Raw genomic sequence first — 13,626 nt, forward strand, 5'->3', positions numbered from 1 at the left:
GCCTTCCGCCCGGTCAGCCCCTCGCTCACCGAGATCTTCCGAGAGGTCACCCAGTGAACGTCACCCAGGCCACCCGGCTGGTCGCCGAACGCGAGATCCGGGTCAAACTGCGCGACCGCACCTTCCTGTTCGGCACGCTGTTCTTCCTGTTGATCGCCGCGGCCGGCACCATCCTGCCGCCGCTGTTCTCCGGCGGGCCGTCCACAGTGGCGGTGACCGAGAGCCTGGCCGCGCCGCTGCGCGCCGCCGGGCTGGAAGTCCGGGTCGTCCCCGATGACCGGGCCGCCGAGCAGGCCGTCCGCGACGACGACGTGGACGCTGCGGTGGTCACCGGGCCAGCCGTCCTGGCCATGGACGACGCCCCCGACGACGTGGTGACGGCCCTGAGCACCCAGCCGACCGTCCGCCTGCTCGACCCGGACGCTGTCGATCCGGTGGTGGCGTTCCTGGTGCCGTTCGTCTTCGCGTTCGTCTTCTTCATCACCTCGCAGACCTTCGGTGTGCAGATCGCGCAGAGCGTCATCGAGGAGAAGCAGACCCGGATCGTGGAGATCCTGGTCGCCGCCGTGCCGGTGCGGGCCCTGCTGGCCGGGAAGGTGGTGGCCGGGGCCATCCTGGCGTTCGCGCAGATCGCCCTGATCGCGCTGGTGGCGGTGCTCGGGCTGCAGATCGGCGACAGCGGAGGTCTGCTCAGCCTGCTCGCCCCGGCGATCGGCTGGTTCGTACCGTTCTTCCTGATCGGTTTCGTGCTGCTCGCCGCCATGTGGGCCGCGGCCGGCGCGCTGGCCAACCGGCAGGAGGACATCGCCGCCGTTTCGACGCCGGTGCAGCTCGCCGTCATGCTGCCGTTCTTCGCGGTCATCTTCCTGAACGACAACGCCACGGCGATGCGCGTGCTGTCCTACCTGCCGTTCTCGTCGCCCACGGCCATGCCGCTGCGGCTCTTCACCGGCGACGCGGCCGGCTGGGAGCCGATCGTCTCACTGCTCCTCCTGGTGCTCGCCGCCGGCGCGTTCCTCCTCGCCGGGGCCCGGGTGTACGAGGGGTCACTGCTGCGCACCAACGGCCGGACCTCGCTGCGCACCGCCTGGCGGGAGCGAGAGACGATCGGCTGAGCCAGCGGTCCGCCCCGCCCGGGCGTCGGTGTCCTGATCGGACGCCGGCGCCCGCTGCCGTACGGCACCGTGCCGAGCGCTGTTCGGTGGCCGCGAACAGCGCGAACACTCCTACGTTGAGCCGATCCTCACGGCAACGACCTGGTCGTCGCCGGTTTCCGGACCGGAAAGGCTCCCGATGTCCCCACCGATCACCGCACGGCAACTCCGCCGTCTGCTCAGCGTCGTGCTCGCTGTCGCGCTCGCCAGCACCCTCACCGCCCTCGTCCGCCCCGCGCCGGCCGCCGCGGCTCCGGGCGACCTCATCCTCAACGGCACGTTCGACACCGGCAGCACTCAGCCCTGGTGGACCCGGCTCGCCTCGACCAGCACCACTGTCAACGCCGGGCAACTGCGCGTCCGCACCAGCGCCACAGTGGGCAAGCCCGTCTGGGAGGACCTGGTCGGTCACTTCGAGTTCGGGGTGACGGCCGCGCAGCCGTACCGGTTGCAGTTCGACGCCTCGGCCGACGTCAGCCGCTCCCTGCGCGTCTCGGTCTCCCGGGCGGACACGCCCTTCACCTCCGCCGTCGACCAGAACGTCACGCTGACGTCCTCGATGAGCCGCTTCACCTTCGACTTCGTATCCCCGTTCGGCGACCCGAAGGCCGTGCTGCTGTTCCACTTCGGCGGCCAGACCGCCTCGACAGTCCGGTTGGACAACATCTCGCTCACCCCGCTGGCCGTGAACCCGGCCACCGACCCGATCCTGCACTGGAACGGTGTCCTGCTGGCCACCTACAAGGCGCTGGACCTGCCACCCACCTCCTCGTCGCGCGAGGCCGCCATCCTGCACGCGGCGATGCACGACGCCGCCGTCTCGGTCACCGGGGTCGGCAACCCCTACCGGGTACGAGTGCCGGTCAGCTACCCGGGCACCATGGACAACGTCGTCGCGCCGTCGGTGCACGCCGCCATCGACCGGGCCGCGTACGACGTGCTGACCGCCCTGTACGGCGGTCAGGGACAGTCCTACTCCGCGGCCCTCGCCGCCGCTGTCGCACTCCGACCGTCCGGGGTGAACGCCGCCGAGGTAGCCCGTGGTGACACCGTCGGTGCGGCGGCGGCCGCCGCCAACCTCCAGGCCCGCGCCAACGACGGCTTCGACAACCCCACCGCCTACCCGGTGCAGGAGAATGTGCCCGGCGCGTGGCGGCCGACAAACGGCAAGGCGGCGGTCAGCCCGAACTGGGGACTGGTGACCCCGTTCGCGCTCACCTCGGGCCGGCAGTTCCGGCCCGGCCTACCGGCCGGCGCCACCGGGTACGCCGACCTGCTCGGCAAGCAGGAGTACCGCACCCAGGTGCAGGAGATCCGCGACTACGGCGGTCGGACGTCGTCGCTGCGGACACCCGAGCAGACACAGATCGCGTTCTTCTGGGCCAACGACCTGGGAGGCACCTACAAGCCACCGGGTCAACTCTTCTCGCACACCCGGATCGTGTCGGAGCAGCGTCAGCTCGGCATCCTCGCCAACGCCCGGCTCTTCGGGCTGGTGGCCCTCGCCCTCGCCGACGCCGCCATCGCCGCCTGGGACGCCAAGTACCAGACGCCCATCGACCTGTGGCGGCCGGTGACGGCGATCGAGGCGATGGAGGGCCCCGGTTGGCAACCGCTGTCGAAGACCCGCGAGGGGGTGCCGTACACCCCGGCGTTCCCGGCCTACATCTCCGGGCACGCCACCTTCGCGGGCGCCTGGTCGGCGGTGATGAAGAGGTTCTTCGGCACCGATGCGATCGCCTTCGACGCCACGACGGACGACCCGCACGCCGTGGGCGTGGTGCGGCACATGACCGGCTTCGACCACGCCGCCGAGGAGAACGCGCTGAGCCGGATCTACCTCGGCGTGCACTACCGCTTCGACGCGGACGCCGGCCTCGCCACCGGCCGCTCGGTGGGCGCGTACGTCTTCGCCAACCGCCTGCGACAGTGAACCGTCGGTCCGGATGACCGACGCTCCCCGTCCGGTTCGTGGACCGGACGGGGAGCGGCACGCGTGACAGCTACGCCGCGCAGTTCCAGTGGCTGAAGTCGCCGGTACGGGACCAGACCTCCCGTGCCGCCCTGATGTTCCACGCCGCGTCGAGCGCCGTCTGGCGGTCGACGCCGAACCGGGACACCTCCATCTCGCTGAACTGGAACAACCCCCAGCGGCGCGATCCGTCCTCGACGACCTCCACCCGGTACGGGTCCAGGCCGGACAGGCAGCGCGCCACCTGCACCGCCCCGGCCGGGTCCTCCGGGAACGTCCGCCGCAGGTGTTTGCCGATCCGGTCCTCCGACCAGGTGGCGGGCACCGTGCGATCGCCCGCCAACTCGTCGAACAACCGCTCGTCCGCGGTGCCACTGACCGGCAGGCCGCCAAACGCCTGGAACACCATCACCCGGCTGGTGGTGTCCGGGCCGAACCAGCCGTCGACCGGGACGGTGAGTCCGTCGGCCACCAGATGTTCCTGGAGGCTCAGCACGCAGGGGCCGTACATGCCCTGGCGCAGCACCTCCGGGCAGCCGACGGTCGGCGAACTGTCGACTGTGGAAGGGGTGAGAGGTCGCAGCGCCCCGGTCGCCCCGACCGTCAGGACGCCGAGCACCGCCAGCAGCGCCAGCCGAAGCCAGCGACGGGCCGGCCAGGGCGCTTCGGGCCGCGGCGGAACCGAGCCGACGCTCGGGCGGATGTCCGCCGCGACGACGGTGGACGGGCCGGCAGGGGTCCGTTGCGCGTCGCTCTCCCCTCGACAGTGCTCGCCGAGGCGAGCTTCGAGGTCCCGCCGTGCCTCCAGCCACCTGTCGACCTCGACCGCAGGGGTGCCGCAGGCGGCCAGCAACGCGACGACGGTGCGTTCCCGGGGCAGCGTCGTCCGCCCCAGCATCGTCGCGAGGGTGCTCGGCGGCAGCCAGTGCCCGGCCGCCGAGGCTTGCCGGGCCAGTTCCCGATAGGTCAGACCGGAACGCCGCCGCACCTCCCTGAGCGACGCCACGTACTCCCCCGCCGTGGCCGCCTGCGGCACCGGATCCCGGACAGCGTCATCCATCGAATCTCCCCGTGTGGTTGGTGTGGTCCAGCCCGAACCCGTGCCGGCGCGAGCCGGTCGGCCGTACGCCGGTCAGCGGCGCGGCCATCGACAAAGACGTTAGGTAACCCGCTCGACCAGGACAATGCCCTGGTCACCGCGCTGGGCTGTCCGGGCAGCTCACAGCGGCTTGTCCGGATCCTGTCCGACCATGTCGGACAGTCACCGGGACCTGATTTGCCCTCGCGTCCGCGGTGTCTGGAGAATCGGGCGATGACCACGGGGGAGCTACGCCCGGACGACGCGTCCGACCCGGCCGAATTCATCGAGATGCTGCGCCAGCTCAAGGACCGGTCGGGACTCACCTACCGACAACTGGAACAGCGCGCCGCGTCGACGGGCGACGTCCTGGCCCGCAGCACCGCGGCGGACATCCTGCGACGGTCCACACTGCCACGCCCCGAGGTGGTGGCCGCGTTCGTGCGGGCGTGCGGCGCGGGAGAACAGGTCGAGACGTGGCTACGGGCCCGGCACCGCCTCGCGGCAGGTCAGTTGACCCCGCCGTCCCCGGCGGCGGACCCGCCACCGGTCGACCCGGTCACGACGGTGGCCCCGGAGCACTCTGGCCCGACCCGCCCACGCTGGTTCGCGCGCCCCGCGCCGGTGGCGCTGCTCGTCGTCGCCCTGCTGGCCACGCTCGGCGTGGGCTTCTGGATCGAACGACGCGACGACGAACAGGGGAAGACCGCCCACACCACCGATCCGACCGCGTCGGCGGCTGACGGTGCCCGTTCGCCGAGCGCGGGGCTCAGCCAGATCCGCCCCGCCCGCAGCCCGCACCTCTGCCTCACCGAGGGCCGCGACCGCACCGGCCAGTACACGAAGGAGATAGCTGTGCAGCGGCCCTGCACGGAGGCCACCCCACCGGACACCTCGCTCGAACCGGTGGCCGACGGGATGTTCTTCATCCACTGGGTCCACCCGGTGCTCGGGAAGGGCTGCCTCACCATCCGCGAGGACGATCCCGGACGGAACTTCCTCGAACCCTGGAACGCGAAGGACTGCAACGCGAACAGGCCGACGCAGGTGTTCCACTTCGAACCGACCGGAGCGAATCCCGACGCGTACCGGATCCGGCCCGACCGGAGCGAGTTGTGCGTCGGCCTGCGCGACGACGACAGCGACGTGGCGAACGCGGCGCTGGTCGAGCCGTGCACCGGCGGCCCGGATCAGGTGTTCCTGGTCACGGCGCTGCCCGGGAACTGACGTCGCCGCCGCTCAACGCGCGGGTGGCACCTGATCCCAGCCGGCGGGCAGCGGGGGCGCCGTCCAGGCCGGGTCCGGCTGCCAGGTGGCCCACGACCGGTCCCACCAGCGCTCACCGGCGTCGAGCAGGGCGGCGATCCGGTCACCCTCGGCCTGGATGGTGTCCGCCATGCCCGGGTAGCGCCCCTCGACGAGGCGCTGGGCGAACAGCTCCACGTCCTTCCAGACGTACCGGTCGGCGTCCGCGGCCCACCACAGGTCCAGCTCGTGGTCCAGGGTGTCCACCCCGATCGGGGTACGCCGCACCGGGTCCTGGAGGTTGAAGTACCAGCCGGCGAACTCGCGCGCCGGCCCGGCCCAGAACACGTCGATCGAGTGCGCCTCACCGGGGCGTTGCAGCATCAGCTTGCCGTGCCCGGACCAGGAGCGGTGCCCGGCGGCCTCCCACGGGTGCCGCCCGCAGGGGAAGACGCCGGTGTCCGGGAAGCCGAACTCGGCCCCCGGTGGGAGGTAGAGGGCGAGCAGGTCAGGCGAATCCTCGACGCAGATCGTCGGGCAGCCGAACCAGACCTCACCCCGCAGCACCTCACGGCGCACCACGATGTCACCAGCCGCAAACCCCGCCACCACCACCCACACCCCCGCAACCCGCATCCCGCCGCGATCTTGCACTTTCTGTTGGCGATATGCCAGATGTTGCCCGGTGTGTCGGGTCAGAAAGTGCAAGATCGCGGCGGGGTGAAGCGCGGCGAGGCCAGGTCAGGTCAGGCGTCTACCGCTGCCATCACGTCGTCGCTGACGTCGAAGTTGGCGTAGACGTTCTGGACGTCGTCGCAGTCCTCCAGGACGTCGATCAGCTTGAAGATCTTGCGCGCGCCCTCTTCGTCCAGCGGCACGTTGACGCTGGGGATCAGGGAGGACTCGGCCGACTCGTACTCGATCCCGGCGTCCTGCAACGCCGTGCGCACAGGGATCAGGTCGGTCGGCTCGGAGACCACCTCGTACGCCTCACCGATGTCGTTGACCTCTTCGGCGCCGGCGTCCAGGACGGCGAGCATCACGTCGTCCTCGCTGGTGCCCTCCTTGGGGACGATCACCACGCCCTTGCGGGAGAACATGTACGACACCGAGCCGGCGTCGGCGAGCGAGCCGCCGTTGCGGGTCAGCGCGGTCCGTACCTCGGTTGCCGCGCGGTTGCGGTTGTCGGTGAGGCACTCGATGAGCATGGCGACGCCGCTCGGGCCGTACCCCTCATACATGATCGTCTGCCAGTCGGCGCCGCCCGCTTCCAGGCCGGAGCCGCGCTTGACGGCGCGGTCGATGTTGTCGTTCGGCACCGAGCTCTTCTTCGCCTTCTGGATGGCGTCGAAGAGCGTCGGGTTGCCGGTGGGGTCGCCGCCCCCGATCCGCGCGGCCACCTCGACGTTCTTGATCAGCTTGGCGAACATCTTGCCGCGCTTGGCGTCGATGACGGCCTTCTTGTGCTTGGTCGTCGCCCACTTTGAGTGGCCGGACATCTTCTACCTCCGTTGCTACCCGCCGTCTGCATCGACCGCACCGCTCACGCCCCGCTCCCGCCGGCGCACGCGGAGGTGCCGGTCAGCTCTGGTGGAAGCCGTGGCGGGCAGATGGCCCTGCCGAATCTCCGCAATCCTACCGACGTCCCTCGGGTCGCTGTCACGCACCGCGCGTGGCGGCCTCCCCGCGCCTGCCCAAATCGGGCAGACGCCGGGAAAGCGGATTCACCTCATCAGGATGGTCTCCATCTCAGCTCACCAGCTCCGCCTGGTCGGCCGCCACCCGTGCCGGGTCGAGCGGACGCCCTGCTCGCGACAGGGTCACAATCTCGGTGAGCATCGCCGACAACTCCGCCTCCCGGCCGTCGGTCGGCGCGAAGCGGCCGGCGGTCGGGTCACCCGGGTCGGCGCCGGTGAAGTCGAAGTCGGTGAAGATCGACAGTGCCACCTCCGTCGGCACCACCACGGTCCGCACCTCGGTCAGAATCGCCCGCAGGTGGTCGGCTGCCCGAGTGCCACCTCGTACGCCGTAGCTCAGCACCCCGGCCACCTTGTCGGTCCACTCCGCGTACAGGTAGTCGATGCCGTTCTTGAGCGCGGCCGGGATCGAACGGTTGTAGTCCGGGGTGACGAACACGAAGGCGTCGCAGGCGTCCACCACGGCCGCCCACCGCAGGGTGTGCGGGCGCCGGTAGTCGCCGAACAGTGCCGGCACCGGCTCGTCGAGCAGTGGCAGTTCCTGCTCCGCCAGGTCGACGAGCGTGCAGACGGCGTCCCCGACACGTACCACCTCGTGCCGCTCGGCCACCTCCATGGCCCAACGGGCGATCGCCGTGCCACGTCGGCCGGGACGGGTGCTGCCCACGATCAGGCCGATCCGCAGCGGACCCATGCTCTGTGCGTTTCTCATGACCACGATCCTGTGCGCGACGGCACGAGCCGGGGAGACCGCCGCGAGGGTGGCCCTGTCAGGGCCACCCAGCAGCCGATGCCGACTGCCAGACTGGGTCGGTGATGGACGGAGAGCTGGGCGCGTTCCTCCGCAGTCGTCGCGAGGCGCGGCAACCGGCCGAGGTCGGCCTCGCCGAGGGGCCGCGCCGCCGCACCCCCGGGCTGCGCCGAGCCGAACTGGCGACGTTGGCGCAGGTCAGCGTCGAATACCTGACCCGGCTGGAGCAGGGCCGCGACACCCGGCCGTCGCCGGAGATCCTCGCCGCGCTCGCCGACGCGCTGCGCCTGGACAGCGCCGACCGGGAACACCTGCGGCAGCTCGCCTCGGCCCAGCACGCCCGACAGCTCTGTTCGGGCGACCGGCCTACGGTGTCCCGTACCGTCCGGCCAACGGTCCGCGCCATGGTCGACGCGCTGCGCGACACCCCGGCGTACGTGCTCAACCGGCTCGGTGACGTGCTGGCCTGGAACGACCCGTTCGAGCGGCTGGCCCGCCCGCTCGGCCTGCTGGACGGGTCGCGACCGAACCTGGTCTGGTTCGTGCTGACCGACGAGCGGGCCCGCGGGCACTACCCGCAGTGGTCGGCGGTGGCCGACCAGCAGGTTGCGGAGCTGCACCTGCTGCGGCGAGGCGACCCGGCCAGCGACGCCTTCGCCGAGCGGCTGGCCCGGACGGTGGGAGCGCCGTTCACCGACCGTTGGCGGCGGCGACCGGTGACCGCCGCACGGGCCGGCCTGCTGACGGTGCGCCACCCGGAGGCGGGGCTGCTCCGCCTCAACGTCGAGACGCTGGAGCTGGCCGAGGCCGACCCGCAGCGGCTGGTGGTGCAGTTGCCCGCCGACGCCGCCACAGCGACCGCGCTCGACGAGTTGGCGGGCCGCCGCCCGGGGCGCTTGCGCGCGGTCGCCGGCTGAGCGACGGGCACCCCGTCACCCGGCAGCGCGGACCAGGTCCACGAAGTACGCGTGCACGCGCAGGTCACCGGTGAGCTCCGGGTGGAACGAGGTGGCCAGCAGGTTGCCCTGTCGCACCGCGACGATCCGGTCGGCGGCCGGCCCGTCGGACACCACCCCGATGACCTCGACGCCGGCACCGACCCGCTCGACCCACGGCGCGCGGATGAACACCGCGTGGAACGGCTCGCCAGGCACCCCGGTGACGGTCACCGGCGCCTCGAACGAGTCGACCTGCCGGCCGAACGCGTTGCGACGGACGGTCATGTCGATGCCGGCGAAGCCCCGCTGGTCAGGTCGACCGTCGAGCACCTCGGTCGCCAACATGATCATCCCGGCGCAGGAGCCGTAGACCGGCATGCCGTCGGCGATCCGCTTGTCGATCGGCTCGCGCATCTCGAAGATGTCGGCGAGCTTGCTCATTGTGGTGGACTCGCCGCCCGGGATGACCAGGCCGTCGACCGCGTCCAGCTCCGCCGGACGGCGGACCGGGCGGGCGTCCGCGCCCGCCGCGGCCAGCGCCGCCACGTGCTCGCGGACATCACCCTGGAGCGCGAGCACGCCGATGGTGGGCGCGCCCATGCCTACCAACCCCGCTCGGCCAGACGGTGCGGCTGCGGGATCTCGTCGACGTTGATGCCGACCATCGCCTCGCCGAGGCCCCGCGAGACCTTGGCCAGCACGTCCGGGTCGTCATGGAAGGTGGTCGCCTTGACGATCGCGGCGGCCCGCTGAGCCGGGTTGCCCGCCTTGAAGATGCCGGACCCGACGAACACGCCCTCCGCGCCGAGCTGCATCATCATCGCCGCGTCCGCCGGCGTGGCGATCCCACCGGCGGTGAACAGCACCACCGGCAGCTTGCCGCTCTCGGCGACCTCCTTGACCAGCTCGTACGGGGCCTGCAACTCCTTGGCCGCGACGTACAGCTCGTCGGTCGGCAGCGAGGCCAGCCGGGCGATCTCCTGGCGGATCTTCCGCATGTGGGTGGTGGCGTTGGAGACGTCACCGGTGCCGGCCTCGCCCTTGGAGCGGATCATCGCCGCACCCTCGGTGATCCGGCGCAACGCCTCGCCCAGGTTCGTCGCTCCACAGACGAAGGGCACCGTGAACGCCCACTTGTCGATGTGGTTGGCGTAGTCGGCGGGGGTCAGCACCTCGGACTCGTCGACGTAGTCCACGCCGAGCGACTGGAGGATCCGCGCCTCCACGAAGTGGCCGATGCGGGCCTTGGCCATCACCGGGATGGAGACCGCCTCGATGATCCCGTCGATCATGTCGGGGTCGCTCATCCGGGACACCCCACCCTGCGCGCGGATGTCGGCGGGCACCCGCTCCAGGGCCATCACCGCGACGGCTCCGGCGTCCTCGGCGATCTTGGCCTGTTCGGCGTTGACGACATCCATGATCACGCCGCCCTTGAGCATCTCGGCCATGCCACGCTTCACGCGGGCGGTGCCGACGACGGGGGCGTTACCGGTGTTCGAGGCGGTGTTTTCGGGCACGGGTCATCGCTCCTTGGACGTGCTCTGGGGCTGGCGGCGGAAATGCTACGCGCGGTGCAACGCCGCACCGACAGCCAATCAGACCCCCGGTGGCCTGCGCTGTGGCAGTGGTCACCGGCCCGCCGTACCCGTCCGGGAGCGTGCGGCAACCGTCGAAGGTCAGGCGGCGGGGACGTCCGCCGGCACGACGAGGGTCGGGTCGTCGATGTCGAAGTAACGCGGCCACTCCCGGCCCCGCCCCATCCGCAACAGACGCACCAGCGGCCGGCTGCGCGCCGAACGGGCGTCCCGGACCAGATCGGTGTGCACCTGCCGGGACAACGCGAGCCGACGGCTCGCGGCGATGACCGCCGCGCAGTCCGGGTCGCCCGAGTCCAACTGGACACCGCGCAACTGCCGGGTGAGGTCGTTCTCCGCCGCCTCCCGCTCGTCCGGACCCGCGTCCAGGGCGATCCGGGCCGCCGCGTACAGCTCGACGCCGAAACGCCGCTCAGCCAGGACCGCGGCTGCCGCCGCCCGGCGCAGCAGGTGGGCGTCGAGAGCCCGGGCCGCCAGCTCCGCGCGGCCCTGTAGCCGCTCCACCCGGCCGGCGGTCCAGATGAGGTACGCCGCGACCAGCCCCACGACCACGCTCGCGGCCACCACCCACCACATGTGCGGCATCGTAGTGCTGCTCCGTTTCGTCCGATTGGGCGCGGCCGGACCGGTCTCGCCGGTCACCACCGCACCATCCGTCACACCGGCTCAGCTCAGCCCCACCCACTCCTGGTCGATGACCCGCCCGTCGGTTGCCTCGATCGCCGCTGCGTATACCTCCAGAACGCGGCGAGCAACCACCGGCCAGTCGAAATTCGCGACCACCTGATCGCCACAGGCAGTCAGCGTGGCCCGCGCGGCCGGGTCGTCCAGCAGCTCGGTCAGCACGTCACGCAGCCCCACCGAGTCTCCGGTGGGGAAGAGCCGGCCGGCCCGCCCACCGTCGAGCACCCGCCGGAACGCGTCCAGATCGCTGGCGATGACCGTCGTGCCCGCCGCCAGCGCCTCGGTGAGGATCATGCCGAACGACTCGCCGCCGGTGTTCGGTGCGACGTAGAGGTGCACACTGCGCAACATGCGCGCCTTGTCCGCTTCGCTGACCAGGCCGAGGAACGTGATCTGCTCGTGCAGTTCGGCCGGGAACTGGTCGTACAGGTCGTCGGGGTCACCCGGGCCGGCGACCAGCAACCGCAGACCGGGCCGGGTGGCGGCCAGCGCCACGAACGCGTCGCGCAGCACCGGGAAGCCCTTGCGCGCCTCGGTGAACCGGCCCAGGAAGCCGAGCGTGCCGCCGGTGCCGGCCGCGCACTCCCCCGGCCAACCCGGCAACGGCTCGGCGTCGGCGAACTTGGCCACCGCCACCCCGTTGGGGATCTCCACCGCCCCGCCGTCCATGTGCTCGACCTGCACCTTGCGGGCCAGCGCGCTCACCGCGATGCGGGCCGTGATCCGCTCCAACACGATCTGGAGCACACCCTGCGCGGCGGCGAGGACCCGCGAACGGGTCATCGCGGTGTGGAACGTGGCCACCACCGGGCCACGGGCGGAGAGCACGGCCAGCAGCGACAAACTCAGCGTGAGCGGCTCGTGCACGTGCAGCACGTCGAAGTCACCGTTGGTGATCCACCGCCGAACCCGGGCGGTCGACACCGGGCCGAACGCGATCCGAGCCACCGAACCGTTGTACGGCAGCGGAACGGCCCGCCCGGCCGACACCACGTACTCCGGCAGCGGCGAATCCTCGTCGGCCGGTGCGAGCACGCTGACCTCGTGGCCCAGCGCGATCAGCGCCTCGGCCAGGTCCATGACGTGGTTCTGCACCCCACCGGGCACATCGAAGGAGTACGGGCACACGATGCCGATCCGCATCCGTCAGCCCACCTCCTCAGGCCGGGCCGGAGGCCGACGAGGGCAGCGCCGCGCCCGCCCCCGACCTCGCCTGGTCCAGCCACATCCGCTGCAACATGTGCCAGTCTTCCGGATGGCGGGCGATACCCGCCGCCAGACCGTCGGCGATCAGCTGGGTCAGCGACCGGACCCGCTGGTCCAGCGGCCCCACCTCGGGGCCCGGCACCGGTAACGGACCAACCAGCGACGCGCAGGCGGCATCCGGTTCGTACCACAGCGAGGCCACGTAGAGCGGCGCGCCGGTGTGCAGTGCGAGCAACGCCGGCCCGGCGGGCATCCGGGTCTTCCCACCGAAGAAGTCCACCTCCACCCCCCGGGCGGAAAGGTCCCGGTCGGCCAGCAACGGCACCACCGCACCGGCCCGCAGCCGGTCCAGCAACACGTCGAACGCCGGGCGCGGCCCCCCGTGGGTCGGCAGGATCTCCATCCCGAGGACCTCTCGGAAGGCCAGGAAACGCTTGTACACGCCCTCCGGCTTGAGCCGCTCCATGACAGTGGTGATCGGCCAACCGGTGGCCGCCACCCAGGCGCCCGCGGCATCCCAGTTGCCGGCGTGCGGCAGGGCCACCACCGCGCCCCGTCCGGCGGCCACGTCGGCGGCGAGCAGCTCGGCGCCGTCGAGCCGGAAACCGGACAGGATCTGCGACCGGCTCAGGCCGGGCAGCCGGAACGCCTCCATCCAGTACCGGGCGTACGAACGCAAACCGCGCTTGACGAGATCGTCCAACTCGGCGTCGGGCAGCTCCGGGCCGACCACCCGGCGCAGGTTCGCGCGCAGTCGGGCCGTACCCCCGGTGCCGGTGCGGTGCGCGCGGTCCGCGCCCGCCCGGAACGCCGCCGCCACCAACGGCCGGGGTAGCGCGCGGACCACCCGCCACCCGGCGATGTAGCCCAGCTCGGTGAGGTTCACGCGACTCGGCCGCAGTTCTTCCGACGCCGGGTCGCCGGCACGCCACTCATGCCTGGCCGTCCGGCTGGAGCTGCTGGGCCTGGCGGTAGACGTGCGTCATCCGCTGCCCCACCGTGAAGATCGACACGGCGGCGAGCAGCCACAGCGCGATCTCCAGGGCCGGATCGACACCGACACCGGTGAGGATCCCGCCGACCCCGACGATGAGCAGTCGCTCGGTGCGTTCGGCGATGCCCACGTTGCAGGTCATGCCGAGCCCTTCGGCGCGGGCCTTGACGTAGGACACGAGGCTGCCGGCGGCCAGGCAGACCAACGCGGCGGCCACACCGGAGTGGTCGCCCTCGGTGGCCAGCCAGTACGCGACCGCGCCGAAGACGGCGCTGTCGGCGACCCGGTCCATGCTTGAGTGGACGCCGC

Annotated in this window: 13 protein-coding genes and 1 pseudogene; 4 read left to right on the forward strand and 10 right to left on the reverse strand. The window is 71.7% G+C overall.

What is annotated here, in order from left to right; translation table 11 throughout:
* Positions 1-53 precede the first annotated feature (53 nt).
* A complete protein-coding gene (locus tag ABZ749_RS15370) occupies positions 54-1,115 on the forward strand; it encodes an ABC transporter permease (RefSeq protein ID WP_357227962.1) in 1,062 nt (353 codons plus the stop codon).
* 178 nt (positions 1,116-1,293) lie between these two features.
* Complete coding sequence (locus ABZ749_RS15375; protein ID WP_357227964.1) at positions 1,294-3,087, forward strand: carbohydrate binding domain-containing protein; 1,794 nt, start codon at positions 1,294-1,296, stop codon at positions 3,085-3,087.
* A 70-nt stretch (positions 3,088-3,157) separates the two neighbouring features.
* On the opposite strand, the gene ABZ749_RS15380 is transcribed toward ABZ749_RS15375, so the two are convergent.
* Complete coding sequence (locus ABZ749_RS15380) at positions 3,158-4,186, reverse strand: peptidoglycan-binding protein (protein ID WP_357227967.1); 1,029 nt, start codon at positions 4,184-4,186, stop codon at positions 3,158-3,160.
* A 252-nt stretch (positions 4,187-4,438) separates the two neighbouring features.
* On the opposite strand from ABZ749_RS15380, the gene ABZ749_RS15385 reads away from it, so the two are divergent.
* Entirely contained in the window at positions 4,439-5,431 is a 993-nt protein-coding gene (locus ABZ749_RS15385) for a helix-turn-helix domain-containing protein (RefSeq protein ID WP_357227970.1), read from the forward strand.
* Between the two features lie 12 nt (positions 5,432-5,443).
* Here the strand turns inward: ABZ749_RS15385 and ABZ749_RS15390 are convergent, their stop codons facing one another.
* The 3 genes from ABZ749_RS15390 to ABZ749_RS15400 form a co-directional block, all read right to left on the reverse strand.
* Positions 5,444-6,085, reverse strand: a complete 642-nt coding sequence (locus ABZ749_RS15390) for a DUF402 domain-containing protein (protein WP_357227973.1) — start codon at positions 6,083-6,085, stop codon at positions 5,444-5,446.
* Between the two features lie 110 nt (positions 6,086-6,195).
* Entirely contained in the window at positions 6,196-6,948 is a 753-nt protein-coding gene (locus ABZ749_RS15395; protein WP_091401738.1) for a YebC/PmpR family DNA-binding transcriptional regulator, read from the reverse strand.
* Positions 6,949-7,198: 250 nt separating this feature from the next.
* On the reverse strand, positions 7,199-7,858 hold the full coding sequence (locus ABZ749_RS15400) for an NAD(P)H-dependent oxidoreductase (RefSeq protein ID WP_357227975.1): 660 nt from the start codon (positions 7,856-7,858) through the stop codon (positions 7,199-7,201).
* Positions 7,859-7,962: 104 nt separating this feature from the next.
* Here ABZ749_RS15400 and ABZ749_RS15405 point away from each other — a divergent pair, with 104 nt between their 5' ends.
* Positions 7,963-8,814 (forward strand): helix-turn-helix transcriptional regulator, encoded by an 852-nt coding sequence (locus tag ABZ749_RS15405; RefSeq protein WP_357227988.1) that lies wholly within the window; start codon positions 7,963-7,965, stop codon positions 8,812-8,814.
* Positions 8,815-8,829: 15 nt separating this feature from the next.
* Here ABZ749_RS15405 and pdxT read toward each other — a convergent pair whose 3' ends face one another.
* The 6 genes and pseudogenes from pdxT to ABZ749_RS15435 form a co-directional block, all read right to left on the reverse strand.
* Positions 8,830-9,435: a pyridoxal 5'-phosphate synthase glutaminase subunit PdxT gene (gene pdxT, locus ABZ749_RS15410; protein WP_357227978.1), complete on the reverse strand. Its 606-nt coding sequence runs from the start codon at positions 9,433-9,435 to the stop codon at positions 8,830-8,832.
* A gap of 2 nt (positions 9,436-9,437) precedes the next feature.
* Positions 9,438-10,355, reverse strand: a complete 918-nt coding sequence (gene pdxS / locus ABZ749_RS15415; RefSeq protein ID WP_357227980.1) for a pyridoxal 5'-phosphate synthase lyase subunit PdxS — start codon at positions 10,353-10,355, stop codon at positions 9,438-9,440.
* A 159-nt stretch (positions 10,356-10,514) separates the two neighbouring features.
* On the reverse strand, positions 10,515-11,018 hold the full coding sequence (locus ABZ749_RS15420) for a hypothetical protein (protein ID WP_357227983.1): 504 nt from the start codon (positions 11,016-11,018) through the stop codon (positions 10,515-10,517).
* 81 nt (positions 11,019-11,099) lie between these two features.
* Positions 11,100-12,260, reverse strand: coding sequence for a glycosyltransferase family 4 protein (locus tag ABZ749_RS15425; RefSeq protein WP_357204359.1), 1,161 nt, complete (start codon positions 12,258-12,260; stop codon positions 11,100-11,102).
* A 16-nt stretch (positions 12,261-12,276) separates the two neighbouring features.
* On the reverse strand, positions 12,277-13,209 hold the full coding sequence (locus ABZ749_RS15430) for a phosphatidylinositol mannoside acyltransferase (protein ID WP_357227986.1): 933 nt from the start codon (positions 13,207-13,209) through the stop codon (positions 12,277-12,279).
* Between the two features lie 46 nt (positions 13,210-13,255).
* Positions 13,256-13,626: pseudogene (locus tag ABZ749_RS15435) on the reverse strand (CDP-alcohol phosphatidyltransferase family protein); the annotation flags it as partial.

The organism is Micromonospora sp. NPDC047753, from assembly GCF_040642735.1.
Classification (GTDB): domain Bacteria; phylum Actinomycetota; class Actinomycetes; order Mycobacteriales; family Micromonosporaceae; genus Micromonospora.

Excerpts from the sequence above, each read along its gene's own strand:
- ABZ749_RS15375 (WP_357227964.1), top strand. The coding sequence starts at position 1,294 with ATGTCCCCACCGATCACCGCACGGCAACTCCGCCGTCTGCTCAGCGTC.
- ABZ749_RS15380 (WP_357227967.1), bottom strand. The coding sequence starts at position 4,186 with ATGGATGACGCTGTCCGGGATCCGGTGCCGCAGGCGGCCACGGCGGGG.
- ABZ749_RS15385 (WP_357227970.1), top strand. The coding sequence starts at position 4,439 with ATGACCACGGGGGAGCTACGCCCGGACGACGCGTCCGACCCGGCCGAA.
- ABZ749_RS15390 (WP_357227973.1), bottom strand. The coding sequence starts at position 6,085 with ATGCGGGTTGCGGGGGTGTGGGTGGTGGTGGCGGGGTTTGCGGCTGGT.
- ABZ749_RS15395 (WP_091401738.1), bottom strand. The coding sequence starts at position 6,948 with ATGTCCGGCCACTCAAAGTGGGCGACGACCAAGCACAAGAAGGCCGTC.
- ABZ749_RS15400 (WP_357227975.1), bottom strand. The coding sequence starts at position 7,858 with ATGAGAAACGCACAGAGCATGGGTCCGCTGCGGATCGGCCTGATCGTG.
- ABZ749_RS15405 (WP_357227988.1), top strand. The coding sequence starts at position 7,963 with ATGGACGGAGAGCTGGGCGCGTTCCTCCGCAGTCGTCGCGAGGCGCGG.
- pdxT (WP_357227978.1), bottom strand. The coding sequence starts at position 9,435 with ATGGGCGCGCCCACCATCGGCGTGCTCGCGCTCCAGGGTGATGTCCGC.
- ABZ749_RS15420 (WP_357227983.1), bottom strand. The coding sequence starts at position 11,018 with ATGCCGCACATGTGGTGGGTGGTGGCCGCGAGCGTGGTCGTGGGGCTG.
- ABZ749_RS15425 (WP_357204359.1), bottom strand. The coding sequence starts at position 12,260 with ATGCGGATCGGCATCGTGTGCCCGTACTCCTTCGATGTGCCCGGTGGG.